Origin of the sequence: Tessaracoccus sp. OS52, assembly GCF_020687685.1 — a bacterium.
Classification (GTDB): Bacteria; Actinomycetota; Actinomycetes; order Propionibacteriales; family Propionibacteriaceae; genus Arachnia.
The window spans coordinates 1842998-1866715 of the sequence record NZ_JAJEWM010000001.1; the positions used below are offsets into that span (position 1 = coordinate 1842998).

Here is a 23718-nt window from a genome sequence, read left to right on the forward strand (position 1 = left end):
GTCAGGTCCGCTTTCCCAGCACCTGCACCACGCTGGAGAGTCCCTGATGGCCCATCCCCTCGAAGATCCTCCGTTCCAGGAGCCTGACGTCGAGCGTCCAGCCCTGCCAGTCGGCAAGGACCGCCGGGCGCGTGAGGAGCAGGTCGGGGTCCTTCGGCCCGCCGGTGCCGAGCGCCAGCTGCGCCGGGGTGTAGGCCTCCAGCAGCAGCATCCCGCCCGGACGGGTCTGGGCGGTCGCAGTCCGCGCCACTTCGGCGCGCAGGTCGGGCGGGAGGTGGCAGAAGATGGACACGATCGCGTCCCAGGGCTGCTCCGGTGCCGGCTGTCCGACCCAGTCAGCGAGGTCAAGGTGCCACGTCTCGAGCTCGACGCCCTTCTCCGAGGCGAGTTGCCTGGCCTTTGTCAGCGCAACGGCGGAGAAGTCAAGGCTTACGACGTGGTGACCCCTGGACGCCAGGAACACGCCGTTGCGGCCCTCTCCGTCACCCAGGCACAGCACCCGGGACCCCGGCCTCAGGAAACTGGCATTGGCAGCCAGGAAGTCGTTCGGCTTGTATCCGAAGACGTAGTTGGGGTGGGAATAGCGCTGGTCCCAGAAGTCGGGGCCCTGACTCATTCGAAAGCGGTTGCCCGGGTACCGGGGCGCTGTGCCAGGAGCCTGCGCGCCTCCTCCACCACCTTGTGCTCGCACTGCAACTCGTAGGCCGTGGCCACCGTCTGACGCATGGAGTCGAAGTCACGCCTTCCCCCGGTGACGGCGTAGCCGATGGCAGCCGTGATCAGCCCGAACACCGCACCCATCACGAGGCCGATCAGGAGCATGAACCAGAACGCAGCGAACCCGCGGTAGAACAGCCACAGCATCAGGGACACGAACACGCCCATTCCAAGGCCCGAAACGGCCCCGTTGACCAGGACGCTGCCCCAGGTCTTGCGCCCGGTGACCCGCTCGATGGTGCGCAGGTTGGTGCCGAGGATCACCAGGTTCTCCACGGGGAACTTCTGGTCGGCCAGGTAGTCCACCGCCTCCTGCGCCTCCGCATATGTCCTGAACTCCGCCAGGTGCTGGGGGTATTCGAGCTCGAGGCCGAGTCCGGCGGGTGGTGGGTTCACACTCATGATCTGCTCCTCGGGTCCAAAGGCACGGTTCCTGCCCCGACTCTACGCCCGCGCCGCCCACCTTCGCCGGAGGTCTGAGCGTGTAGATTTCGCTCCATGAACGCCAAGGACACGCAGGTCTATGTCTCACGCGTCATCGGCCTCCCACTCGTCGACGCCGCCGGGGACCAGGTTGGGCGCGTCAAGGACGTGATCTTCCACTTGCGTACCGGCACCCTGGCTCCCCGGGTCCGCGGCCTGCTGGTGGAACTCTTCGCGCGGCAGCGCATCTTCGTACCCATGATCCGCGTGCACGCGATCACCGCGAACCAGGTCTCGATCCTCGGCCAGGTGGACACCCGCAAGTTCCAGAAGCGGGACACCGAACTCCTGGTCGACGGTGACCTGTTCGATCGGCCCGTGCCGCGGGAGAACCCGACCAAGATCTACGACGTGTCCATCGTGCAGGTGCGCAGCCGGGAGTGGGAGATCCATTCAGTCGCCCTCCAGAGCCGCACGAAGGTGGGACGCTTCGGTTTTGGCGGGCGCAGCACCACCGAGGTCGTCCGCTGGGACGAGGTACCGGACCTGGTGCTGGCGAAGGGGCGCACGCCCGCGCACTTCGTCGCCGAGTTCTCCGACATGAAGGCCGCCGACGTCGCCCGGGAACTCCATGACCTGGATCCCGACCGGCTGGCGGCCGTGGTGCAGGCGCTCGACGACGAGACCCTCGCCGAAGCCATGGAGGAACTGCCCGAGGACGAGCAGATCGAACTGATCTCGGTGCTGGACAACGAGCGCGCCGCTGACGTCCTCGGGGAGATGGACCCCGACGACGCCGCCGACCTCATCAGGGAACTGCCGGGTGAGATGGCCGAGGACCTGCTGCAGAGGATGGAGCCCGACGAGGCCTCCGACGTCCGCCGACTGCTGGTCTACGACGAGTTCACCGCCGGTGGCATGATGACGCCCGAGCCGGTGATCCTCGACACTGACGCCACGGTGGCGCAGGCGCTGGCACGCTGCCGTGAGGAACAGCTCACCCCGGCCCTGGCCTCGATGGTGTTCGTCACCCGGCCGCCGCTCGAGGCGCCGTCGGGGCGCTACCTCGGCGCTTGTCACACTCAGCAACTGCTGCGTTCCGCACCCACCCTGCAGGTTGCCACCATGCTGGACCAGAGCCTGGAGCCGCTGTCCCCGTCGACGCCGCTCGCGCAGGTGAGCCGCTTCTTCGCCACCTACAACCTCGTGGTCGCCCCTGTGGTCAACGACCAGGGACAACTCGTGGGTGCTGTCACCGTCGACGACGTGCTGGACCACATGCTGCCCGACGACTGGCGCGGCGTCCTGATGGACGACCAGCGCGCGGCGGAGGTCACCGATGGCAGGGCCTGAGCGGGAGCGTGACCTGCTGTCGGTTCCCGGCCGCCGGCGCTCCTGGTTCCCGACGGTCCAGCTGGACTCGGAGACCTTCGGCAAGTTCGCGGAGTCCTTCGCCCGCTTCATGGGAACGGCGAAGTTCCTGCTCTACATGACCATCTTCGTCATCGTGTGGGTGCTGATCAACCTGATCGGGCTGTTCGGCCTCCGCTGGGATCCCTACCCCTTCATCCTGCTGAACCTGTTCTTCTCCACCCAGGCCTCGTACTCGGCGCCGTTGATCCTGCTGGCGCAGAACCGGCAGGAGGTGCGCGACAAGCTGAGTCTCGACGAGGACCGCGAGGTGGCCCGCCAGTCCCGTGCCGACATGGACTTCCTGGCCCGTGAGATCGCTGCCATCCGGATGAGCCTCGGAGAACTGGCGACGCGCGACTTCGTCCGCGGCGAGCTGCGAAATGAGCTGCGTGATCTCGAAGCACGGTTGCAGAAGGTCGGCGAGACCGATGAGTGAGCTGCGCTGGTACGCCGTCGTCCTGTTCATCGGTCAGCTGGCGCTCGTCGTGATCGGCGCCCTGTCCCTGTGGCGGATTGCCGGCGGCTGGTGGCTCGGAGCCGTCGTGGCCGGCGTCTTCGTCCTGGCCTACTGCGTGAGCTGGCTCCTGCTGCTCGCCCCCGGTTCCCCCCGACGCCTCGGCTACAAGGAGCGGCTCACCCTGAACCTGGTGCTGGGACCGGCGGTGGTCGTCCTGGCCAGCCTCGCATCGCTGTGGCTGCCCGCGCTGGTGGCGCTGAGCGTCGCCATCATGTGCGACGCCCTCAACGAACGCTCGCGCCTGCGAACTTGATTTGGCCGATCCGACCGCGTAGACACGGGGTGTGACTGAGAACCCCCTGCTCCCCCTTGTCCGTGCTGCGCTCCACGAGGTGGAGGATCCGGAGATCCGGCGGCCCATCACGGAGCTGGGGATGGTGGACGAGCTCACCGCGGCCGACGACGGCCGGGTCTTCGTGCGCGTGCTGCTTACCGTCGCAGGCTGCCCGATGCGCAGCGAGATCACCGGGCGTGTCACCACCGCCGTCCAGGCCGTCGAGGGCGTCTCTGCGGTGGACGTCGAGCTGGGTGTGATGACCCAGGAACAGCGCGACGCCATGCGCCAGCTGCTGCGCGGCGGCCAGCTGGAGCGGCTGATCCCGTTCGCCCAGCCCGGGAACCTCACCCACGTGATCGCCGTCGCCTCCGGCAAGGGCGGTGTCGGCAAGTCGTCGGTCACGGTCAACCTTGCGGTGGCGCTGGCGCGCCAGGGCCGCAAGGTGGGCATCCTGGACGCCGACATCTACGGCCACTCCATCCCCGACCTGCTTGGCCTCGGCGACGCCCGTCCCACCGTGGTGGACGACATGATCATGCCGGTCCCCGCCGTGATCCCCTCCGAGGCGGATCCGCAGGTCACCCACGACGTCGCCGTCATCAGCATCGGCATGCTGAAACCCAGCCGCGACCAGGTGGTCGCCTGGCGCGGCCCGATCCTGGACCGGGCCCTGACGCAGCTGCTGGCCGACGTCTACTGGGGTGACCTCGACTACCTGCTGCTGGACCTTCCCCCGGGAACAGGAGACGTCGCCATGAGCCTCGGCCAGAAGATCCCCAACTCCGAGCTCCTCGTGGTGACCACTCCCCAGCAGGCGGCCTCCGAGGTCTCGGAGCGGGCGGGCACGATGGCCCACATCCTGGAGCAGCGGGTCATCGGAGTCGTCGAGAACATGAGCTGGCTGGAACACACCTGCCCCAACTGCGCAGACGTGCACCGCATGGAGCTGTTCGGCTCCGGCGGTGGCGTCCAGGTGGCCGAGGCCCTCACCGACCGGGTCCAGTACGAGGTGCCCATGCTCGGGCAGATCCCCTTCGACGAGGCACTCCTCGCGGGTGGGGACAGGGGCGAGCCCATCGTCGTCTCCGCGCCGGACCATCCCGCCGCGAGGGCCCTGGTGGAGCTGGCCCGTACCCTCGGCAGCCGACGGCGCAGCCTCGTCGGCGCGCGTCTGCCGCTGTCGACGAACTAGGTCGCCTCGACGTCGAACGGGGGTGGGTTGTCCTCCTTGGTGGACAGCGACCCCTTGTCCTTGATGGCCTTCTGGGCCTCGCTCGTTGCCGTGGCCGTCTCCCGCTTGGCCAGGCTTCCCGCGGAGGCGACGGTGCTCTTGGCGTCGGCGAGGTCCTTGCGGGCCTCCTCGATGGCCTGGATCTCCGCGCTCATGTGCTTGGCGACGAACGCCTTCGGATTGAGGTCCTTGATCTCCAGGTCCGCGAACTCGGGACCGAGCTCCGAGCGCAGTTGGGTCTGGGCGTTGTTCGCGATCCCGCGCAGGTAGACGATCACGCGTGCGGCCTTGCGGGAGAACTGCGGGAGCTTCTCCGGACCGAAGAGGATCACGGCAAGCGCGATGAGCACCACGAGCTCAACTGCGTCAATGCCAAACACGTGGATCAGGCTACCGGCTGGCCGAAGTTTCAGTTAATCCCGGCCATGCGGGCCAGACCCTGTGACAACCGGTCCATGAGGGTCGGTTCCCAGGCCTGCTCGCCCGGGAGGCCGGCCACGGCATCGTTCAGGACCGCGAGTCCGCCGTTGGTCGCCACGGACACCACGCCGTCGCCCGACTGCCAGACCTCGACCTCTGGCATCCCGCGGGAGTCGTCGCGCACGCGGGTGGCGCCGTCGGCGTCGAGCAGCCCCTGGGTCCAGCCCACGCTGACGCTGCGAAAGCCGTCGGAGTAGACCAGGCGGAGCGTGTCGCGGCCACCGGCGTCGGAGGAGGAATGGGCCACCAACGGCATGCCCGCGAGGGTGCTGGGACAATGCTCAAGACCGATGCACCAGCTGGGATCCGAGCCGATGGCGGAGGCGGTCGAGTTCATGACTATGAGCTCGGTCCCCTCGGACGCGAGGTCGGCCTCGTCCAGGTCCAGCTCCACGAAACCGGAGATGAGCGTGGGCAGCCCGTAGGTGTCGTAACGCTCATTCCACAGGACGAGTCCGTTGGCGGTGTCGACCCACCACCGGGAGACCTTGTGACCGTCGCCGTCGCGGGCTTCGATGACCTTCGCCCAGCGTCCGGCCACCTGGTCCATGCCCCGGTACTCGTGGAAGCTCCACTCTGCGGGGCTCTTGGAGGCGCAGCACCCGGTGCTCGGAACGAACCAGGACTGGAAACGGTCCCCTGCGGCGTCGAACACCTGCAGGGTGGAACCCTCCCCTGCGACCTCGTCGATCTGCACGTCGTTGACGTAGAAGGCCCCGGCGCCGTCGGAGATCCAGACCCGCTGCACGCCTGAATACGTCAGGTCCGCCCGTAGAGCGGCCGAGAGAGCCTGCTCGGCGAATTCGGGAGAGATCCGACGCGGGGCGCTCACGATGCTGCTGCGCGGGCGCTGGTCCACGGGATCGGAGAGGACCGCCCCGCGCTCGTGTGCCAGTAACACGGCTCCCAGCGCCTCGTTCACGCTGATCGCGGTGATGGACAGCGAGAACTCCTCCCGCGCCAGGTGCACCGGATTCGCCACGGCAGGCGGATCAGGGGCCAACAGGAGCGCGAGCACGAACATGGAGGCCAGGGCCGAGATGGCGGCCACGCTGCCCTGGCCGATCCGCCTGCGGCGCACCGTGCGCCTCGTCGGGAGCGCCCCGCCCGGACCTGCCGGCATGTACAGCGGCGCGTCGGACGCCTCCCCAGCGATGCGCTCCAGCCGTGCGGCCAGGGAGTCAGGGGTGGCCGACGTCGGCGCGGCGCAGCTACCGCTCAGGGTGCTGCAGACGCGCTTGATGGCGGCCAATTCGTCCCTGCAGTGCGCGCATCCCGCGAGGTGGTACCCGACCTGGTGCCACCGCTTGGCAGGCAGGGTGTGGTCGGCGAACGACGAGAGGTCCTTGCGGTACTTCTCACAACCGGCCCGTGGATGCGCCTGCGTCACGTCAGGACACCCCTAGGTAACGTTCGTGGCCCTCCACCGGGGCCCGGTGGGCCAGTGACTCCCGCAACTGGGAACGGCCACGCGCGATGCGGCTGCGGACGGTGCCCAGCTTGATGTCGAGGACGTCGGCGATCTCCTCGTAGCTGAGACCCTCGATGTCACACAGGACCACCGCCACCCGTTGCTCGGGGGTCAGGGCGGCCAGCGCTTCGGCGACGTCGGCGTCCAGGATCCCGTCGGCATGGAGGTCTCCGGCGCTGGTGGCCGAACCCCAGACATGGTCCGGAGCGACGCTCAGCGCGTCCATGCGGATGCGCTGCTTGCGGCGCGCCCCGTCGAGGAAGAGGTTGGTGGTGATGCGGTGGAGCCAGCCCTCGAGGGTGCCGGGCTTGAAGGTGTGGATGGACCTGAACACGCGCACGAAGACGTCCTGTGTCAGGTCCTCGGCATCATGCTGGTTGCCGGTCAACCGGTAGGCGAGGCGGTAGACCTTGGCGGAGTGGTCCCGGACGAGTTCGGACCAGGTGGGCGCAGTCCAGCCGGCCGCTTCCGCAGCCGCGTTCCTGCCCTTGCCCCTGAACACCCGTCGCGCCTCCATCGTCCAAGTCTGACAGGTCTGTCTGTGAACAACCTGTGAGTCCGTACCCAAGTACAACGATCCGGGCGCCCGGAATGTTCCCGGTGTCAGGCGTCGAGCAGCTGGTCCACGGTGTCGAGGAACCGCTGCAGGCTGTCGGGGGCCACCCGACCCATCGGCGGACGGCAGGAGCCGACGTTCCAGCCCCTGGCGTTCAGCGCAGCCTTGACCATCATGCAGCCCTGGGTGGCGAAGACCCCGCGGAAGACCGGGAGCGCGGCCCGGTGCGCGGCCAACGCCCGGGCGGAGTCGCCCGCGACGAAGGCGTCGATGAGGGCCCTCGCCTGGCGGCCGCTGAAGTGGGTGGACGTCCCGACGACACCCGCACCACCCACCGCCAGCAGCGGCAGCATGATGCCGTCGTCGCCCGCGTAGTAGTCCAGCGCGGTGGCTGCGATGACCGCTGATGAGGACACGACGTCTCCCTTGGCGTCCTTCACGGCGACGATTCTGGGGTGCCCGGCGAGCCGGATGAGGAGGTCCTCGGGAATCGGCAGCCCGACGCGGTGCGGGATGTCGTAGAGCATGATCGGCAACTCCGCCGCGTCTGCGACCGCCACGTGGTGGGCCTCCAGCGCGTCGACGGGGGGCCTGGAGTAGTACGGCGAGACGACGAGCAGGCCGTCGGCCCCCGCGTCGGCCGCCTCGTGCGAGAGCCGGATGGTGTGGGCGGTGGAGAAGGTCCCCACACCGGCGACCACGCTGGCCCGGTCCCCGACCGCCGCTACGACGGTGCGCAACAGGGCTGCCTTCTCCTCGTCGGAGGTGGTGGGCGATTCTCCGGTGGTTCCGTTGATCACGAGCCCGTCGTGGCCCAGGTCGTCCACCAGATGGGCTGCCAGCCTGGCTGCCTCGTCGTGGTTGACCCCGCCGTCGGCGCCGAACGGGGTGACCATTGCGGTCAGCAGCCGTCCGAAAACGGGCATGTGGCCCTCCGCAGCAGGGTCTCCCGTGTCGACGGTTGCGTCATGGCTCATGCATTCATCCTAGGACAATCGGTAGGGTGTCCCTGTGAACAGCACACCTGCCGAATCCACCGGAGCACCGAGCCAGCAGAGCTGGGAGTTCGCCGAGGACTACGTCCCCCTGACCGAGGGTGTCCGCCTCGCCCGGGATGAGGCCACCCTGAGCGGCCTGACTCCCATCAGCCCCGGCGTCGCCGCCACGCTCACGGTCCTGGCCGCCACCACGCAGGCGAAGCTCGTGGTGGAGATCGGCACCGCCATGGGCGCCTCAGCGCTGGCGCTGTTCGAGGGGATGGCCGACGGCGGGGTCCTGACCAGCATCGACGCCGAGACCGACGCCCAGCTGCCCGCCCGCAAGCTCCTCACCGAGGCGGGGTACACGTCGTCGCGCTTCCGGCTGATCGCCGGCAACCCGCTCGAGGTTCTTCCCAAACTGAACAGCGGGGCCTACGACATCGTCTTCGTCAACGGCGACAAGCTGGAGTACGTGGAGTACGTCGCCAATGCCGAACGGCTGCTGCGCAGTGGCGGTCTCCTGGTCGTCAACGACGTCCTGTGGCACAACCAAGTGGCGGATCCCGACAACGAGGGCGACGAAGCCATCATCATCCGCGAGGCGCTCCAAGCCGTCAGCGACTCCGACGCCTACCAGCAGACCCTGCTGCCCGTCGGCAACGGCCTGCTGGTCGCCGTCAAGAACTGAGCCCGCAGACGGGCTAGTCCCGAGGGACCTCGACGCCCTTGCCGATGACGACGACGCCCTCGGCAGACACGTGGAACCCCCGCGCGCGGTCGTGGTCATGGTCCACCCCGATCTGGACGCCATCGGGGACCGTCACGAACTTGTCGAGGATGGCGCGCCGGACCACGCAGTCACGGCCCACTCGCACCCCGTCCATCAGCACGGAGTCCGCGACCTGCGACCACTTCTCGATGCGGACGTTGGGACCAAGCACCGTCCGGTCCACCTCGCCGCCGGAGATGATGCAGCCGGGGTTGACGATGGAGTCCTCCGCACGGCCGCGGATCACGAACTTGGCGCCCGGCGCGGGCGGCTGGTTGGTCAGGATGGGCCACTCGGAGTTGTACAGGTTGAACTCGGGATCCACCGAGACCAGGTCCATGTGTGCCTCGTGGTAGGCGTCGATGGTCCCGACGTCACGCCAGTAGTTGATGTCCTTCTCCGTGGCCCCCGGCACGACGTTGTCGCGGAAGTCGTAGACCTGCGCCTGCCCCTGCTCTGTGAACCAGGGCACGATGTCGCCACCCATGTCGTGCTTGGCGGTGGGGTTCTCGGCGTCGGCGCGCAGGGCCTCCACCAGCGCGCGGCGGCTGAAGATGTAGTTGCCCATCGACGCGAAGGACTCATCCGGGGAGTCGGGCAGGCCGGGCGGGTCCGCGGGCTTCTCCAGGAAGTTCTTGATCTTGTCGTCGGCGGCCGCGTCGATGATCCCGAACGCGCTCGCCTCCCTGCGGGGCACCCGGATGCCGGCGACGGTGGCCCCCAGTCCCGAGTCGATGTGGGCCTCCACCATCTGCGAGATGTCCATCCGGTAGATGTTGTCGGCACCGAAGACCACGACGTAGTCCGGGTCCGCGTCGCGGATCAGGTTCAGCGACTGGAAGATCGCGTCGGCCGACCCCTGGTACCAGCGCGGCCCCAGCCGCTGCTGCGCCGGCACCGGCGTGACGAACGCACCAAGGAGCGTGGAGAACCGCCACGTCATCGAGATGTGCCGGTCCAGCGAGTGCGACTTGTACTGCGTCAGAACGGCCACCCGGGTCAGCCCCGAGTTGGCCAGGTTCGAGAGCACGAAATCGATCAGGCGGTAGGTGCCACCGAACGGCACGGCGGGCTTGGCGCGGTCTGCGGTGAGCGGCATCAGCCGCTTGCCCTCGCCACCAGCGAGGACGATGGACAGGATCTTCGGGCGGGCGGCCATGCCCTGAACCTATTGCATCGACATGCCGCTCACAACCAGTTCGGGACAAACACGCCACCGGCGAAATCGAACTGTGACACGATCGGGCCATGAGCCTGAAGCTGTCCCTCCTGACCCGCGAGTACCCGCCCTCCATCTACGGAGGCGCGGGCGTCCACGTCGCGCAACTGGTGCCCCAACTGGCCAAGCTGATCGACGTCGAGGTGCACTGCATGGGAGAGCCGAGGGAGGGCGCCACCGCTCACGCCGAGGACTATCCTCCGGGCGCGAACCCGGCCCTGCGGGTGCTCGGCGCGGATCTCTCCATGGCCGCGGCGGTGGGCGACGACGTCGACATCATCCACTCCCACACCTGGTACGCCAACATGGCCGGCCACCTCGCAGGGCTCCTGCGCGGCGTGCCGCACGTCGTGACGTCGCACTCGCTGGAACCCCACCGTCCGTGGAAGGCCGAACAGCTCGGGGGCGGCTACGCCATCAGCTCGTGGGCGGAGAAGACCGCCTACGAGGCGGCCGCCGCCGTGATCTCGGTGAGCGCAGGCATGCGCGAGGACGTGCTCGCGAGCTACCCGGACCTGGACCCTGAACGGGTCCACGTGGTTCGCAACGGCATCGACACCGACGAGTTCCGCCCCGATCCCGCCCGCAACGTCGCCGAGGGGCTGGGAATGGACCCGGACCGCCCGTCGGTGGTCTTTGTCGGCCGCATCACACGCCAGAAGGGACTGGTCCACCTGCTGCGGGCGGCCTCGCAGTTCGACGAGGACACCCAGCTTGTGCTCCTGGCCGGTTCACCCGACACGCCCGCCATCGCAGCGGAGTTCGACGAGGCCTTCGCGCAACTCAAGCGCCAGCGCAGCGCCCCTGTGATCTGGGTCAACGAGATGCTTCCGAGGGCCTCGGTGCGGCAGGTCCTGACCCATGCCACGGTGTTCGCCTGCCCGAGCATCTATGAACCCCTGGGCATCGTGAACCTCGAGGCGATGGCCTGTGAGACGGCCGTCGTCGCCAGCGCCGTCGGCGGCATCCCGGAGGTGGTCATGAACGGCCAGACCGGACTGCTGGTCCCCTACGACCCGGCCCGCGCCGACGACCCGGAGTTCGTGGAGAACTTCGAGTCGGTCTTCGCCGACCGGGTCAACCTGCTGACCCGCGACCCAGAACTGGCGAGCCGCTACGGCAGGGCCGGCCGCGAACGCTGCATCGCGGAGTTCTCGTGGGCCAAGATCGCGCGCGAGACGGTTGCGGTTTACGAGGCGGCGCTGGCCGGGCGATGAAAAAGGAGCCGCCCACCGGATCACCGGGGGGCGGCTCGATCAGAGTCTGGGATGCGTCAGCCGACGATTTCCTTCAAAGCATCGAGCAGGGCGGTTGCCTCCGTCGCGTTCATCTCGACCACCAGGCGGCCACCGCCGTCGACGGGTACTCGCATCACGATGTCGCGGCCCTCCTTCGTGACTTCCATGGGGCCATCACCCGTGCGTGGCTTCATCGCTGCCATTGCCAACCTCGATCCTTGGAGTTCTGCGTGGTTGTCCCCTATTATTCCGCACTTTGGCGCTGAGGGCACGCGGACCAGTCCTCAGGCCTCCGACTCCTCAGCCGGAGGCTCCTCCACAGGAGCGGCCTGGTGTGCGCCGGGGATGCGGTCAAGGACGGCGTCGACCGCCTGCATGTCGTAGCCGCCGGCGACGACGTCGAAGACCACATCGGCCGCCGTGGCGTGCTCGCCCTCGGCCACCCCCTGGAGGAAGGAGTCCACCTGGGAGGGGGCGTAACCAGAACTGGCCCGCGGCAGGACCAGCCCGTCGAGGAACCTCTGGTCCACCTGCCCATCCGGGATGCGCCCCTTGGGGCGGTCGTTGACCACCGGGGGCATCTCCCCCAGCCGGCCGGCCCCAGCCCAAGCACCCAGGGAGAGCAGCACGATGGCCAGCACCACGATCACCCAAACCATGAGGCGAAGCCTAGCTGCTCGGGGACTCGGGAACCGTCGACGGCGCCCCGGGCCTCCCCATCGCGGCCACGGCCTCCTCGACGTCGTCGGTGAGGGTCAGCAACCGCAGGTCCTTGTCGGAGACGTAGCCTCCCCCTGCGAGGGTGTCCTCCACCCAGTTGACCAGACCGCCCCAGTAGTCCTTGCCGAACAGCACCACCGGGAAGTGCGTCACCTTGCCGGTCTGGATCAGCGTCAGGGCCTCGAACAACTCGTCGAGGGTCCCGAAGCCGCCCGGAAGGGTGATGAAGCCCTGGGAGTACTTCAGGAACATGGTCTTGCGGGCGAAGAAGTAGCGGAAGTCGACGCCCAGGTGTACGTACTGGTTGAGCCCCTGTTCGAAAGGCAGTTCGATGCCCAGTCCGACGGAGTGGCCACCCGCCTCCGCAGCCCCCTTGTTGCCGGCCTCCATGATGCCGGGACCGCCTCCGGTGATGACCGCGAAACCGGCCTCGACCAAACCCTTTGCGATCTCCTCCGCCGCTGCGTACATCGGGTGGTCAGCCTTGGTCCTGGCGGAACCGAACAGGCTCACGGCCGGCCCCACCCCGGCGAGCGCCTCGAAGCCCTCGACGAACTCGGACTGGATCCGCAGCACCCGCCACGGGTCATTGTGGATCCAGTCAGGACCGGACTTGCCCAGCAGTGCCTCGTCCGTGGTCGGGGCGTTCTTCTCCCGGCCCCTTCGCGTTACCGCACCTTGTCTGCGCCTGTCGTTCATCGGTTCGCCTCCTCGTGCCCGAGCCAGCGGCGCAGCCCCTCGGCGCAGGCGTCGAGCTGATCGGCCGGGCAGTACTCATGGTCGGTGTGCGCCAGCGCCGGGTCACCCGGACCGTAGTTCACCGCGGGGATCCCGAGGGCGGCGAAGCGCGCGACGTCGGTCCAGCCGTACTTCGGCTTGGCCTCGACACCGACGGAGGCCACGAAGTCCTGCGCCAGCGGCTGGTCGAGGCCCGGCCGCGCGGCGGGCGACATGTCCGTGACGTCGAACTGGAAGCCGTGGAACACCCGGCGCAGCTCGGCGAGCGCATCCTCGGGCAGCTTGTCGGGAGCGAAGCGATAGTTGATCTCCACCCGTGCCGACGGTGGGATGACGTTGCCCGCCACCCCCCCGGACACCATGACGGCGTTCAGTCCCTCGCGGTAGACGAGCCCGTCCACCTCGACCTCCGCCGCCTGGTAGGCGTTGAGTCGGTTGAGCACTTCCGCCAGGCCGTGGATGGCGTTGACCCCCAGCCAGGAGCGGGCGCTGTGGGCGGCCTTGCCGGGCACGGTCACCAGGATCCGGCAGGCCCCCTGGCAGCCGCCCTCGATCTGGGCGTCGGTGGGCTCCATCAGGACGGCGAAGTCGCCGTGCAGCAGCTCGGGTGAGTTGTCCGCGACGCGGCCCAGGCCGTTCTCGTCGGCGCCGATCTCCTCGTTGTCGTAGAAGATCCAGGTGATGTCCCGGCTCGGCTCGGTTAGTTCGGCGGCGAGCTTCAACTGGACGGCCACGCCGCCCTTCATGTCGCAGGTGCCCCTGCCCACGACGTGCAGCCCGCGCTCCCCCTCCTCCAGCCTGCTCGGGAGGTTGCCGGCCACCGGAACGGTGTCGATGTGCCCGGCGATGACGACCCGCTCCGTGCGTCCGAGGTTGGTGCGGGCGACGACGGCGTCGCCGTCGCGGTGCACCTCCAGGTGCGGGAGCGCACGCAGGGCCTCCTCGATGAGGTCCGCCAGTTCCTGCTCGTCCCCCGAGACGCTCTCCACGTCGGTGATCGTGCGCAGGAGCGTGACGAGGTCGGTGGAAAGGTCGAGACTCATGCCCGGAAGCCTAGCGGGATCAGGCAGCCGACACCCTCGTGACCGGCGCCCGGTCGTGGACGGGCTGCGGCTCGGGGCGGAGCATCTCCGAGTTGAGCCACTCCTCCGGGACCCCCAGGCCCTCCACAAGTTCCAGCGCCTTGTCGGACAGCTCGCGGCACAGGTCATCGACGGCGGCGCTGATCGCCTTGCTGCGTCCGCCGTCGAACCCGTTGTGCTCCATGAACCACGCGCGGTTGGCCTCGATCACGCCCAGCGCGTAGAGGTCGCAGACCTTGATCAGCAGGGAGCGGACGTACTCGTCGGTGACCGAGGAGATCCCCGCCACGAACGCCTCCAGGATCACGCGGTCGGTGTGTGCCCTGGCGGCCTCGAGCATGTGTTCCTGGCAGGCGTTGACCGCCTGGAACGCCGCCTCGCCGTCGGCCTTGCCCGCCTCCCGCATCCGGCGGGCCAGAGCGGCCACGACGTGGCGCTCGCGGAACTCGAGCATCTCGATCTGCCAGCCGCGCGCCCTCAACTGCCTGGCCTCGGGCTTGAGGCTGGCGTTGGAGATCAGCCGGCTGATGGTCGATCCGGCGGTGGTGCGTTCCATGAAGCGGTCGCCGAGCAGCTTGGCACCCGCCTGCGCGGTACCGACGAGGTCCATCTCACCCCACGTGCGCTTGTAGTCCAGCAGGAGCGCCTTGGCCACCAACTGCATCAGCACGGTGTTGTCACCCTCGAAGGTGGCGAAGACGTCGGCGTCCTGGCGCAGCATGGTGAGGCCGTTGCCCGACATGTACCCGGCTCCGCCGCAGGCCTCGCGGCAGACCTGCAAGGTGTCGTTGGTCCAGCGCGTGAGCGTCGCCTTCAGCCCGGCGGCCCTGGTCTCCAGCTCGCGGGCCGCCGTCGGGTCGGACCCCTGGGCGTCGTGGACCCGCTGCAACTGGTCCGCCACCTCGTTGACCGCGAAGCCGTAGGCGTAGGCGCGGGCGATGTTGGGCATCAGCTTGCGCTGGTGCGTCTGGTACTCTAGGAGGGCGATCTCCTCCCCCAGCCCCGGACGCCGGAACTGGGTGCGTTGCAGCGCGTAGCGGGTGGCGATGGTCAGGGCCTTCCGGGTCGCCATCGCAGCTCCGCTGCCCACGCAGATGCGGCCGCGCACGAGGGTCCCCAGCATGGTGAAGAACCGGGCGTTCTTGCTCTCGATCCGGGACTCGTAAACCCCCTCGTCATTGACCCCGCCATAGCGGTTGAGGAGCATGCGGCGCGGCACCCGGACGTGGTCGAACAGGATCGTCCCGTTGTCGACGCCCAGCAGCCCACCCTTGTGCCCCTGGTCCCCGGTCTCGACCCCGGGCAGGTCGCGCAGGTCGTCGTCGCGGATGTCCATGAGGATGGCGTGGACGCCCTGGTTCTCGCCCGCGACGATGAGCTGGCCGAAGACCACTGCCATCTTTCCGTGCAGGCCCGCGTTGCCGATGTAGGCCTTGCGCGCGGTTGGCGTGGGCGAGTGCACCTCGTACTCGTCGGTCTCCGGTACGTAGGTGATGGTGGTCTCCACCGACTGCACGTCGGAGCCGTGCCCGAGTTCGGTCATGGCGAAGCACCCCGTGATCGAGCAGTCGATGACGCCGTCGATGAAGGTCTCGTGGTGCCAGGAGTTCCCGAGGTTGGTGATCGCACCTCCGAACAGGCCGTGCTGGACGCCGGACTTGATGTTGAGCGAGAGGTCACCCAGGGCGAGCATCTCGAAGTGGGCGATCGATTCCGCGACGGTACCGGGATGGTTCGGGAAACCCGCGACGGCGAAGTTGCGCGCCGCCAGGGCCTTCAACTTCTCCAGCGCCCACTCGCGTGCCTCGGCCATCGGCTGCGACGGGTCGCGGACGACGTCCTCGGCCGTGACGTTCGTGCGCCAGTTCTCCTTGAGTGCGTGGAAGCGCCCGTCGAGGGCAACCTTCAGGGCCTGGCCGGTAGGGGTGATCATGAGGTACTGCCTTCCGTGGTTCGCGGTGTTGGTCGCTGGTTGCCGAACGCCGGCTCGAACAGCCGTGCGGTGAACTCGACGATGTCTGCCCGGGGCCGCTGGTGCCCCGTCGTGATCCACTTGTCCGCGATGGCCCAGACGAAGCCCACCACGCCGTGGCCCCAGGTGTTGGCGGCCCGCGGGTCCAGGTCATTGGCCTTCAGCCAGACCCGGAAGGCCGCAGACACCTCGTCGCCGATCCTGCCGGTGATCCCGGTGACGGGATCCACGACGGGGTCTGTGCCCAGCGGACGGGTGACGACGAACTGGTAGATCTCGGGGTCCCGCTCGACGACCGACAAGTAGGTGTCGGTCAGCTGCCGCACGAGGCGTGACGGGTCGATGTCAGTGGCGGCATCCAGGCTGGGTGCCAGCTTGGAGCGGATGAAGTCCTGAACGGACTCGACCACGGCGGTGTAGAGGCCCGTGCGCCCCCCGAAGTGGCGGTAGATGACGGTCTTGGAGGTGCCGGCCTGGGCCGCCACCTCGTCCATGCCCACGCCGGGGCCGTGCTTGCGGATGGCGCGCAGCGTCGCCTCGACCAGTTCGCGTCGGCGCTGGAGGTTGTGACCCTCCCAGCGCGTGGCTCTGCCGTCGGACGCCGTCGTCGTGTTCATGTGAGCAAGAGTACCCCAAACTCTGAGTACCTGCTACTCTCGGTGCAAGACACTTTTCAACGCCGAGAACCGCTCCCCAGGAGGCAATGTCCATGGATAGCCGCAGCGCCGTGATCGTCGGCGGCAACCGCACCCCGTTCACCAAGGCCGGCGGGAAGTTCGCCACAGCCTCCGCCCAGGACCTGCTCACGTCGGCCATCGACGGACTCGTGGCCCGGTTCGGACTGGCGGGGGAAACGCTTGGCGAAGTCGTCGCCGGTGCGGTGTTGAAGCACTCGCGCGACTTCAACCTGACCCGGGAGGCGGTCCTCGGGTCCGCCCTCTCTCCCCACACGCCGGCGTGCGACCTGGGGCAGGCGTGTGGCACCGGTTTGGAAGCGGTCATCTACGTCTCCAACAAGATCCGACTGGGCCAGATCGACACCGGCATGGCCGGCGGTGCAGACAGCGCCTCCGACGCGCCCATCGTCGTGACCGAAGGCCTGCGCCGCGCGCTGCTGAAGGCCAACACCGCCCGCTCCCTGCCGGAGAAGATCATGGCCTTCGGCACCTTGAAGCCCGCCGACCTGCTCCCCGTCCCCCCGACGGTGAACGAGGCCCGCACCGGCCTCTCCATGGGCGAGTCCCAAGCCCTGACCACGAAGCGCTGGGAGATCTCGCGCGAGGCCCAGGACGAACTCTCCTACGCTTCACACCAGAACCTCGCGAAGGCGTGGGACTCCGGGTTCTTCGACGACCTGGTCACGCCGTTCCTCGGAGTCACCAAGGACACCGTCCTGCGGCCGGACACCACGCTCGAGAAGCTGGCGAAACTCAGGCCCGTCTTCGGCAAGGGTGCCGACGCCAGCATGACCGCCGGGAACTCCACCGCACTGAGCGACGGAGCGGCCGTGGTGCTGCTGGCAGAGGAGGGCCACGCCCGCTCCATGGGCTGGCCGACGCTGGCCCGGGTGGTTGACAGCGCGGTGGCCGCCGCCGACTACGTGACCGGCGAGGAGGACCTGCTGCTCGCACCGACTCGCGCCATCCCGATGCTGCTGGAGCGCAACGGCCTTGCTCTCGACGACTTCGACCTGTTGGAGATCCACGAGGCCTTCGCATCGACGGTGCTGGCCACCATCAAGTCCCTGGAACAGCAGGGCCTGGGGACCGTGGACCGTTCGAAACTCAACGTGAACGGTAGTTCGCTCGCCGCCGGCCACCCGTTCGCTGCCACCGGGGGCCGCATCGTCGCCTCGCTGGCGAAACTGCTGGCGGCCAAGGGTCCGGGGTCAAAGGGCCTGATCTCCATCTGCGCAGCCGGTGGCCAGGGCGTCACCGCGATCCTGGAGGCCTGCTGATGTCCAGCGGCAACATTCTGGAGACGCTCTACAACACGGGCCCGGGACGCGCCCTGGCGCGCCGCGCGGGCCTGGCCGACCCACCCAAGCTGCGGCGCGGCCGGGTGGACCTCCGCCCTGTGGCGCTGGCCGAGCTGTCCGGCGGCGGGGTCGTCGCCACGGCGTTGTCGGAGCTGGGCATCACACCGGCGCCCGCCCTGCTCGACCTGCCGGAGAACCGGACGAAGGACGACAGGGGTCGCGAAGTCCCGCCCGCCTACCAGACGCGGCCGGCTGCCCTGGTGGTGGACGCAACCGCGCTGCGCAGGATCACTGACCTGGAACTGCTCCGGCAGGTGCTGCGCCCCGCGATGAAGGGCCTGGACCGCTCGGGACGCATCGTCATCGTGGCCACCGACGCCTCCGCCGTCGAGGGGCTGGAGGCCCACGCCGTCGCCCAGGCCATCGACGGCATCAACCGGACCGTCGGCAAGGAGTTGCGGGGCGGATCGACGTCCAACCTGGTCCTGCTGCGGGAGGGCACGAGGGCGGCCGACCTGCACTCCACGCTGGACTTCCTGCTGCAGGGCCGCTCCGCATTCGTCTCGGGGCAGACCTGGCGGGTGGGGCCACGCAAGCCGGGCGACGCCGTCGGCGAGGACTTCGACAGGTCACGCCCCTTCGAGGGCAGGATCGTGGTGGTGACAGGTTCCGCGCGCGGGATCGGCGCCGCGATCAGCGCCACGTTCGCCCGCGACGGTGCGAAGGTGGTGGCCGTCGACATCCCCGCAGCCGGCGAGTCGTTGGCCAGGGTGGCGAACGAGGTGGGCGGCTCGGCCCTCCAACTCGACATCACCGTCGCCGACGCGGGCCGGCGGATCGCCGAGCACGTCGTGCGCACGCACGGATCCGGAGCGAAGATCTGGGCCATCGTCCACAACGCCGGGATCACGCGCGACAAGCTGCTGGCCAATCTCGACGAACAGCGCTGGGCACAGGTGTTGGAGGTCAACCTCGCCGCGGAACTGCGGATGAACGAGATCCTGCTTGACCAGGCACTGCCCGGTGGGCTCGCGGAGAACTCGCGGATCGTCGGGATCGCATCCACCTCCGGCGTCGCGGGCAACAAGGGCCAGACCAACTACGCCGCCTCGAAGGCCGGCGTGATGGGACTGGTCCGGGCCGAGGCGGCCGAGCTCTCGGACCGCCCCGTCACGGTGAACGCCGTTGCACCAGGCTTCATCGAGACCGAGATGACGGCGGCCATCCCCTTCGTCAGCCGGGAGATCTTCCGGCGCTCGAACTCACTGGGACAGGGCGGACAGCCCGTCGACGTGGCCGAGACCATCGCGTACCTGGCCGACCCGGCCTCGGGAGGCGTCGACGGACAGGTGATCCGCGTCTGCGGCCAGAACCTGGTGGGTGCGTGATGGCCCACGAGACCCGTGAACTCGCTGCCCTGCCCGGGCTGGGCGGGTTGTTCGCCAAGGCGCTCGCCAACAGCCTCTCGCGCCCGGGTCCGACGGCGGGACTCCCGGACCGCAGCGTCGTCGTCGGCGCGCTCCACCAGGATCGTGAGCGATTGGCCGAATACGCGCGGCTCACCGGCTTCGGCATCCGCGACGCCGTCCCGGCAACCTGGCTGCACGTCCAGACCTTCCCCCTGCACGCGTACCTGATGGCGCAGCCCGATTTCCCGTACCAACTGGCCGGCCTCGTGCACGTCAGCAACCAGCAGAGGCTCCACCGGCCGGTGACCGCCGACGAGGTGCTGCGCCTGCAGGTGAGTTCTGCCAACGCTCTCCCCCACAAGCGCGGGGTCGCCTTCGACCTGCTGGGCGAGATCCGGGTGGGAGACGAACTCGTGTGGTCCGGGACGAGCAACTACCTGGCAGTCGGCAAGTCGCTGCCCGGCGAGCCGGTCCAGACGCCACGGCTGGAGGCGCCGGCGGTGGCCGCCAGCCAGCAGTGGCGGCTGCCTGCGGACCTGGGGAGGCAGTACGCCAAGGTTTCCGGGGACACCAACCCCATCCACCTGAGCCGGCTGACGGCCATGCCCTTCGGGTTCGACAGGCCGATCATCCACGGCATGTGGACCCACGCGCGGGCGCTGGCCGGACTGGGGCGTCGGCTGCCGGAGGCGTACACGGTCGAGGTGGCGTTCACCAAGCCGATCGCATTGCCCGGCAGGGTGCGCTTCGCCGCGGACCGGGACCTCGCGTTCGCGGTGCTGAACTCGGACGAGACGAAGTCCTATCTGCTGGGCCGGGTGACGTCCTGACGCAGTGGCCCCGTCGGACGGGTCACCTAGAATCGGACGCATGACAGACGAGAACCGCACCGCCTCCGCCTGGGGCCTCGCCAGCATCCACAGCACCGGCGCCGTCCTGGACACCTGGTACCCGAAGCCGCAGCTCGGCGACGACGCCCCCGACGACGCGCCGTCGGCGCTCGTGGAGGCGCAGTTCGACGACGACATCCGCCAGGTGGAGACGAAGGTGGTCCGCACCGCCATCACGCTGGACCAGCCGCCGACGAGCGTCGAGGACGCCTACCTGCGCCTGCACCTGCTGAGCCATCGTCTGGTCAGGCCGCACGGGCTGAACCTCGAGGGGATCTTCGGCAAGCTGCCGAACAACGCGTTCACCAGCCGTGGCCCCGTCCGGCCCGAGGACGTCAACCGGGTGCGCGCCATCCTCCGCGCCCGCGGCGAACAGCTGATCGTCTACGGCCTGGACAAGTTCCCGCGCATGGTGGACTACGTCACGCCCACCGGCGTGCGCATCGCCGACGCAGACCGGGTCCGCCTCGGGGCGCACCTTGCCGCCGGTACCACCGTCATGCACGAGGGCTTCGTCAACTTCAATGCCGGCACGCTCGGGACCTCCATGGTCGAGGGCCGGATCTCGGCCGGGGTGGTCGTCGGGGACGGCTCCGACATCGGGGGCGGCGCGTCCATCATGGGGACGCTCTCGGGCGGCGGCCAGGAGGTCATCCGCATCGGCGAGCGGTGCCTCCTCGGCGCGGAATCGGGCATCGGGATCTCGCTCGGAGACGACTGCGTCGTCGAGGCCGGCCTCTACGTCACCGCTGGCACCAAGATCACCCTCGCCGACGGCCGGATCGTCAAGGCACGGGAACTCTCCGGCGTGAACGACCTGCTGTTCCTGCGCGATTCGGTCACGGGCACCGTCCAGGCCAAGAGCCGCCACGGCGCGCCCGTCAAGCTCAACGCCGAGTTGCACGCCAACTGATGAGCCGCAAGTCGGTGGCGCTGACCACGGCCGTCCTGCTGGTGATCGGCCTGCTCGGCATCGGGGCCTACCTCGGCTACGACTACGTGATGACGCGCCTGGTGCGGGAACGCTGCTACGTGGCCTTGGGAGACGGGGAAACCCTCACCCTGACCGCGGAACAGTCCCGCAACGCCGCGATCATCGTCGCCGCCTCCTTCAAGGCCGACCTGCCGGAGCAGGCGGCGGTGATTGCACTGGCCACCGCGTACCAGGAGTCCGGGTTGCGCAACCTCGACTACGGCGACCGGGATTCCCTGGGCCTGTTCCAGCAGCGGCCCTCCTACGGCTGGGGCACCGAGGAACAACTCATGGACCCGTGGTACTCGTCGGGGCGCTTCTACGAGGAACTGGTGAAGTTCGACAACTGGGAGCAGCGCGACATCACCGAGATGGCGCAGCAGGTGCAGCGCAGCGGCCACCCGGACGCCTACCGCAAGCACGAGGCCAATGCCATGGCTGTGGCCGGTGCCCTGCGCGGCACGCGGCCGGCGACGTTGGTGTGCGTGGACCGCACGGAGAACCCGGGAGACCCGGGTGTCTTCGAGGAGCTGGTCGCACAAGTCCCCGGCGTGTCGACCGAGGTCCAGGGCGACGTGGTCAGGTTCACTTCCCAGGACGAGGCCGCGCTGTGGGCCGCCACCCACCTCGCGCTGGCGAACACCCGCGACGCCGGAATCGTGTCAGCCGAACTCCCGACGCATCGCTGGGAACAGGGCAACGAACAGGCCTGGACCGAGGGCTCGCCCGACGGCCAGCCCGGGGTGGCCGAGCTGCGGCTGAGGCAGTGATCACGCCCAGGACGGGCGCCCAGTGGACGGCGGCTCTCCGGGACGAAGCGCTGCCGAACGTGGCCGAACTGCTCACCGACGACATCCCCGGGCCCCTCGCGGCGGCCGCTGCAGCCGCGGGCGGAACCGTCGCCGCCCACCGCCTGGCAGGGGTGACGTGGTGGCCCGGGCGAAGCTGCACCGTCCAGTGGCTCGCCGAGATCGAGGGCGGACCGCTCGCGGGCAGCGGCGAGTACGTCGCCACCACCCTGGAACCGCCGCCGGGCGCGTTGGTCGTTGGTGACGGCAACCAGGCGGTGACGGTCTGGAAGGTCCCGAACGACCCCTTCCTGCCCGCCCTGGCGACGGTGTTGGCACCAGGAATGGCCGCGCGACTCGTCGCGGACCTCGGAGGGGAGCTGGAGGATCCGGGCGCCGACCTGAAGGCCTACCGCCCCACCCGTCGCGCCGTCATCGAGGTCAACGGACGGGGAGACCATCGCCTCTACCTCAAGCTCGTCAAACCAGATCGGCTGGAGTCGCTGCGACGTCGTCACGACGAACTCTGCCGCCACCTCCCCGTGCCCGAGCCGCTCGGTGTCCAGCGCGAGTTGGGCCTGCTGGTGATGCCCAGCATGCGGGGTGCCACCCTCCGCGAGGCGCTGGAGGCTCCGGGCGAGGTGGTGCCGTCGCCAGAGGTGGTGGTCGGGCTCACTGGTCGGATCCCCGAGCTGTCAAGGATGGGTGAGGTCACCTCGTCGATCGAGGCGGCACCCCGGATGGCGGACCTGCTCACGCACCTGCTGCCCGCCCAGCACAATCGCATCACCTCCCTCCTGGGCCGGATCGGGAGCGACCTGGTTACCGAGCGTGTCGTCGCGCACGGCGACTACCACGAGGCCCAGTTGTTGGTCGACGGCGGCGCCGTCGTCGGTCTGCTCGACGTGGACACCGTCGGGTGGGCCCGGCCCGCGGACGACGCCGCCGTCATGCTCGCCCACCTGAGCGTCTGGTCCGCAATGTCATCCCGACCCCAAAGGGTCCGCGCCTACGCCCTCGAGTTGCAGCGGTTGTGGGACCGCCAGCTGGACCCGGTGGACCTGCGACGTCGCGTCGCGGCGCGACTGCTCGCCTTGGCCGTGGGCCCGTTTCGTGCGCAGGTGGACGGCTGGCCCCTGCAGACCTCCCTCCGCCTGGACCTGGTTGAGGGTTGGCTGGACTCGGCCGATGCCGTCGCCTGATCCTCGGTGAGAAGTCTCTAATCCTGACGTAAGGGTCCCCTCATCCCCACCCGGAAGACTCGGATCAACGACAACCGGAGGGAACATCATGAGCAACACCTGGAAGATCGCAGTCGGAGCCACCGCCCTGTCCGCCCTGGGCATCGGCGTCGCGGCCGCCAACACCGTCGGCAACAACCCGGAGCCACTCGACCTGAGCGAGCGTCGCCCCGTCGCTGAGACCTCCACCGGCTGGGACGTCTCATCACCGGCCGCCACCCCCTCGCCTTCAGTCTCCCCCACCCCCACCGCGCAGGTCGGGAACATGGGCGAGGCCACCCTGCACAGCCCCTTGGCCCAGGTGGCTGGCGAGCTCAGCGCCCAGTCCGTCCAGACCGCCCAGTCCGTCCAGACCGCCCAGTCCGTCCAGACCACACAGTCCGTCCAGACGGCGCAGTCCGTCCAGTCCGCTCAGTCCGTCCAGACCACACAGTCCGTCCAGACGGTCCAGACGGTCCAGACGGCGCAGTCCGTCCAGTCCGCTCAGTCGGTCCAGTCTCCCGACGGTGACGACGACTGACTCAGCCCGTCTCCTGGCCGAGGAAACGCTGGTGCCCACGGATCGACGTCGATTCGATAACGAGAGTGTCCCGACTGTTCATTTGCGCGCCGACGGAGCCTACTCTCGAGGCAGCG

26 protein-coding genes are annotated in these 23718 nt (G+C 68.9%); 13 read left to right on the forward strand and 13 right to left on the reverse strand.

The features are described 5' to 3' along the window. Position 1 precedes the first annotated feature (1 nt). Complete coding sequence (locus tag LKO27_RS08710) at positions 2–616, reverse strand: cyclopropane-fatty-acyl-phospholipid synthase family protein (RefSeq protein WP_227737005.1); 615 nt, start codon at positions 614–616, stop codon at positions 2–4. Further along, positions 613–1122 (reverse strand): general stress protein, encoded by a 510-nt coding sequence (locus LKO27_RS08715; protein ID WP_370629993.1) that lies wholly within the window; start codon positions 1120–1122, stop codon positions 613–615. The genes LKO27_RS08710 and LKO27_RS08715 overlap by 4 nt, the downstream gene beginning before the upstream one ends. Positions 1123–1215: 93 nt before the next feature. Here LKO27_RS08715 and LKO27_RS08720 point away from each other — a divergent pair, with 93 nt between their 5' ends. From LKO27_RS08720 to LKO27_RS08735, 4 genes are read left to right on the forward strand one after another with little or no spacing between them, the layout of a single operon-like run. Further along, positions 1216–2493 (forward strand): magnesium transporter MgtE N-terminal domain-containing protein, encoded by a 1278-nt coding sequence (locus LKO27_RS08720; RefSeq protein ID WP_227737007.1) that lies wholly within the window; start codon positions 1216–1218, stop codon positions 2491–2493. Further along, the gene (locus LKO27_RS08725; protein WP_227737008.1) at positions 2480–2989 is read left to right on the forward strand and encodes a DUF1003 domain-containing protein; all 510 of its coding nucleotides are present in this window, start codon (positions 2480–2482) and stop codon (positions 2987–2989) included. The genes LKO27_RS08720 and LKO27_RS08725 overlap by 14 nt, the downstream gene beginning before the upstream one ends. After that, entirely contained in the window at positions 2982–3323 is a 342-nt protein-coding gene (locus LKO27_RS08730; RefSeq protein WP_227737009.1) for a hypothetical protein, read from the forward strand. Before LKO27_RS08725 ends, LKO27_RS08730 begins: the two co-directional genes overlap by 8 nt. 31 nt (positions 3324–3354) lie before the next feature. Then, positions 3355–4539 carry an Mrp/NBP35 family ATP-binding protein gene (locus tag LKO27_RS08735; protein ID WP_227737010.1) on the forward strand — a complete coding sequence of 395 codons (1185 nt, stop codon included), beginning with the start codon at positions 3355–3357 and terminating at the stop codon, positions 4537–4539. Here LKO27_RS08735 and LKO27_RS08740 read toward each other — a convergent pair. The 4 genes from LKO27_RS08740 to dapA form a co-directional block, all read right to left on the reverse strand. Beyond that, positions 4536–4958, reverse strand: a complete 423-nt coding sequence (locus tag LKO27_RS08740) for a sec-independent translocase (protein ID WP_227737011.1) — start codon at positions 4956–4958, stop codon at positions 4536–4538. The genes LKO27_RS08735 and LKO27_RS08740 overlap by 4 nt on opposite strands. Before the next feature lie 29 nt (positions 4959–4987). Beyond that, positions 4988–6448, reverse strand: coding sequence for a zf-HC2 domain-containing protein (locus LKO27_RS08745; protein ID WP_227737012.1), 1461 nt, complete (start codon positions 6446–6448; stop codon positions 4988–4990). A 1-nt stretch (position 6449) separates the two neighbouring features. Then, positions 6450–7046, reverse strand: coding sequence for an RNA polymerase sigma factor SigE (sigE, locus tag LKO27_RS08750; RefSeq protein ID WP_227737013.1), 597 nt, complete (start codon positions 7044–7046; stop codon positions 6450–6452). Positions 7047–7132: 86 nt separating this feature from the next. Beyond that, positions 7133–8011, reverse strand: a complete 879-nt coding sequence (dapA, locus tag LKO27_RS08755; RefSeq protein WP_227737262.1) for a 4-hydroxy-tetrahydrodipicolinate synthase — start codon at positions 8009–8011, stop codon at positions 7133–7135. Between the two features lie 85 nt (positions 8012–8096). On the opposite strand from dapA, the gene LKO27_RS08760 reads away from it, so the two are divergent. Continuing rightward, positions 8097–8753 (forward strand): O-methyltransferase, encoded by a 657-nt coding sequence (locus LKO27_RS08760; protein ID WP_227737014.1) that lies wholly within the window; start codon positions 8097–8099, stop codon positions 8751–8753. 13 nt (positions 8754–8766) lie between these two features. On the opposite strand, the gene glgC is transcribed toward LKO27_RS08760, so the two are convergent. After that, a complete protein-coding gene (gene glgC / locus LKO27_RS08765) occupies positions 8767–9993 on the reverse strand; it encodes a glucose-1-phosphate adenylyltransferase (RefSeq protein WP_227737015.1) in 1227 nt (408 codons plus the stop codon). Positions 9994–10088: 95 nt separating this feature from the next. Here glgC and glgA point away from each other — a divergent pair, with 95 nt between their 5' ends. Then, positions 10089–11270 carry a glycogen synthase gene (gene glgA / locus LKO27_RS08770; RefSeq protein WP_227737263.1) on the forward strand — a complete coding sequence of 394 codons (1182 nt, stop codon included), beginning with the start codon at positions 10089–10091 and terminating at the stop codon, positions 11268–11270. Between the two features lie 56 nt (positions 11271–11326). Here the strand turns inward: glgA and LKO27_RS08775 are convergent, their stop codons facing one another. The 6 genes from LKO27_RS08775 to LKO27_RS08800 form a co-directional block, all read right to left on the reverse strand. Then, entirely contained in the window at positions 11327–11494 is a 168-nt protein-coding gene (locus LKO27_RS08775; protein ID WP_227737016.1) for a DUF3117 domain-containing protein, read from the reverse strand. Between the two features lie 81 nt (positions 11495–11575). After that, positions 11576–11950, reverse strand: coding sequence for a hypothetical protein (locus LKO27_RS08780; protein ID WP_227737017.1), 375 nt, complete (start codon positions 11948–11950; stop codon positions 11576–11578). Positions 11951–11960: 10 nt separating this feature from the next. After that, positions 11961–12710 (reverse strand): TIGR00730 family Rossman fold protein, encoded by a 750-nt coding sequence (locus tag LKO27_RS08785; protein WP_227737018.1) that lies wholly within the window; start codon positions 12708–12710, stop codon positions 11961–11963. Next, complete coding sequence (gene dapE, locus LKO27_RS08790) at positions 12707–13792, reverse strand: succinyl-diaminopimelate desuccinylase (RefSeq protein ID WP_227737019.1); 1086 nt, start codon at positions 13790–13792, stop codon at positions 12707–12709. The genes LKO27_RS08785 and dapE overlap by 4 nt, the downstream gene beginning before the upstream one ends. Positions 13793–13811: 19 nt before the next feature. Continuing rightward, positions 13812–15764, reverse strand: a complete 1953-nt coding sequence (locus LKO27_RS08795) for an acyl-CoA dehydrogenase (protein WP_227737020.1) — start codon at positions 15762–15764, stop codon at positions 13812–13814. Beyond that, positions 15761–16420 carry a TetR/AcrR family transcriptional regulator gene (locus LKO27_RS08800; RefSeq protein ID WP_227737021.1) on the reverse strand — a complete coding sequence of 220 codons (660 nt, stop codon included), beginning with the start codon at positions 16418–16420 and terminating at the stop codon, positions 15761–15763. Before LKO27_RS08800 ends, LKO27_RS08795 begins: the two co-directional genes overlap by 4 nt. Before the next feature lie 92 nt (positions 16421–16512). Between LKO27_RS08800 and LKO27_RS08805 the strand changes: the two genes are divergently transcribed. From LKO27_RS08805 to LKO27_RS08835, 7 genes are all read left to right on the forward strand, one after another. Continuing rightward, positions 16513–17760 carry an acetyl-CoA C-acetyltransferase gene (locus LKO27_RS08805; protein ID WP_227737022.1) on the forward strand — a complete coding sequence of 416 codons (1248 nt, stop codon included), beginning with the start codon at positions 16513–16515 and terminating at the stop codon, positions 17758–17760. Then, on the forward strand, positions 17760–19169 hold the full coding sequence (locus tag LKO27_RS08810) for a 3-oxoacyl-ACP reductase (protein ID WP_227737023.1): 1410 nt from the start codon (positions 17760–17762) through the stop codon (positions 19167–19169). Before LKO27_RS08805 ends, LKO27_RS08810 begins: the two co-directional genes overlap by 1 nt. Continuing rightward, positions 19169–20020: a MaoC family dehydratase gene (locus LKO27_RS08815; protein ID WP_227737024.1), complete on the forward strand. Its 852-nt coding sequence runs from the start codon at positions 19169–19171 to the stop codon at positions 20018–20020. Before LKO27_RS08810 ends, LKO27_RS08815 begins: the two co-directional genes overlap by 1 nt. A gap of 40 nt (positions 20021–20060) precedes the next feature. After that, positions 20061–20993: a 2,3,4,5-tetrahydropyridine-2,6-dicarboxylate N-succinyltransferase gene (gene dapD, locus LKO27_RS08820; protein ID WP_227737025.1), complete on the forward strand. Its 933-nt coding sequence runs from the start codon at positions 20061–20063 to the stop codon at positions 20991–20993. Further along, entirely contained in the window at positions 20993–21823 is an 831-nt protein-coding gene (locus LKO27_RS08825) for a hypothetical protein (RefSeq protein ID WP_227737026.1), read from the forward strand. The genes dapD and LKO27_RS08825 overlap by 1 nt, the downstream gene beginning before the upstream one ends. After that, on the forward strand, positions 21820–23043 hold the full coding sequence (locus tag LKO27_RS08830) for a phosphotransferase (protein WP_227737027.1): 1224 nt from the start codon (positions 21820–21822) through the stop codon (positions 23041–23043). The genes LKO27_RS08825 and LKO27_RS08830 overlap by 4 nt, the downstream gene beginning before the upstream one ends. A gap of 88 nt (positions 23044–23131) precedes the next feature. Beyond that, complete coding sequence (locus tag LKO27_RS08835; protein WP_227737028.1) at positions 23132–23602, forward strand: hypothetical protein; 471 nt, start codon at positions 23132–23134, stop codon at positions 23600–23602. The last annotated feature ends 116 nt before the right edge of the window (positions 23603–23718 follow it).

What these genes read in the sequence shown, in the direction of transcription:
- LKO27_RS08710 (WP_227737005.1), bottom strand. Translation starts at nt 616, where the DNA reads ATGAGTCAGGGCCCCGACTTCTGGGACCAGCGCTATTCCCACCCCAAC.
- LKO27_RS08720 (WP_227737007.1), top strand. Translation starts at nt 1,216, where the DNA reads ATGAACGCCAAGGACACGCAGGTCTATGTCTCACGCGTCATCGGCCTC.
- LKO27_RS08725 (WP_227737008.1), top strand. Translation starts at nt 2,480, where the DNA reads ATGGCAGGGCCTGAGCGGGAGCGTGACCTGCTGTCGGTTCCCGGCCGC.
- LKO27_RS08730 (WP_227737009.1), top strand. Translation starts at nt 2,982, where the DNA reads ATGAGTGAGCTGCGCTGGTACGCCGTCGTCCTGTTCATCGGTCAGCTG.
- sigE (WP_227737013.1), bottom strand. Translation starts at nt 7,046, where the DNA reads ATGGAGGCGCGACGGGTGTTCAGGGGCAAGGGCAGGAACGCGGCTGCG.
- dapA (WP_227737262.1), bottom strand. Translation starts at nt 8,011, where the DNA reads ATGCCCGTTTTCGGACGGCTGCTGACCGCAATGGTCACCCCGTTCGGC.
- glgC (WP_227737015.1), bottom strand. Translation starts at nt 9,993, where the DNA reads ATGGCCGCCCGCCCGAAGATCCTGTCCATCGTCCTCGCTGGTGGCGAG.
- LKO27_RS08775 (WP_227737016.1), bottom strand. Translation starts at nt 11,494, where the DNA reads ATGGCAGCGATGAAGCCACGCACGGGTGATGGCCCCATGGAAGTCACG.
- LKO27_RS08780 (WP_227737017.1), bottom strand. Translation starts at nt 11,950, where the DNA reads ATGGTTTGGGTGATCGTGGTGCTGGCCATCGTGCTGCTCTCCCTGGGT.
- LKO27_RS08785 (WP_227737018.1), bottom strand. Translation starts at nt 12,710, where the DNA reads ATGAACGACAGGCGCAGACAAGGTGCGGTAACGCGAAGGGGCCGGGAG.
- dapE (WP_227737019.1), bottom strand. Translation starts at nt 13,792, where the DNA reads ATGAGTCTCGACCTTTCCACCGACCTCGTCACGCTCCTGCGCACGATC.
- LKO27_RS08795 (WP_227737020.1), bottom strand. Translation starts at nt 15,764, where the DNA reads ATGATCACCCCTACCGGCCAGGCCCTGAAGGTTGCCCTCGACGGGCGC.
- LKO27_RS08800 (WP_227737021.1), bottom strand. Translation starts at nt 16,420, where the DNA reads ATGAACACGACGACGGCGTCCGACGGCAGAGCCACGCGCTGGGAGGGT.
- LKO27_RS08805 (WP_227737022.1), top strand. Translation starts at nt 16,513, where the DNA reads ATGGATAGCCGCAGCGCCGTGATCGTCGGCGGCAACCGCACCCCGTTC.
- LKO27_RS08810 (WP_227737023.1), top strand. Translation starts at nt 17,760, where the DNA reads ATGTCCAGCGGCAACATTCTGGAGACGCTCTACAACACGGGCCCGGGA.
- LKO27_RS08815 (WP_227737024.1), top strand. Translation starts at nt 19,169, where the DNA reads ATGGCCCACGAGACCCGTGAACTCGCTGCCCTGCCCGGGCTGGGCGGG.
- dapD (WP_227737025.1), top strand. Translation starts at nt 20,061, where the DNA reads ATGACAGACGAGAACCGCACCGCCTCCGCCTGGGGCCTCGCCAGCATC.
- LKO27_RS08825 (WP_227737026.1), top strand. Translation starts at nt 20,993, where the DNA reads ATGAGCCGCAAGTCGGTGGCGCTGACCACGGCCGTCCTGCTGGTGATC.
- LKO27_RS08835 (WP_227737028.1), top strand. Translation starts at nt 23,132, where the DNA reads ATGAGCAACACCTGGAAGATCGCAGTCGGAGCCACCGCCCTGTCCGCC.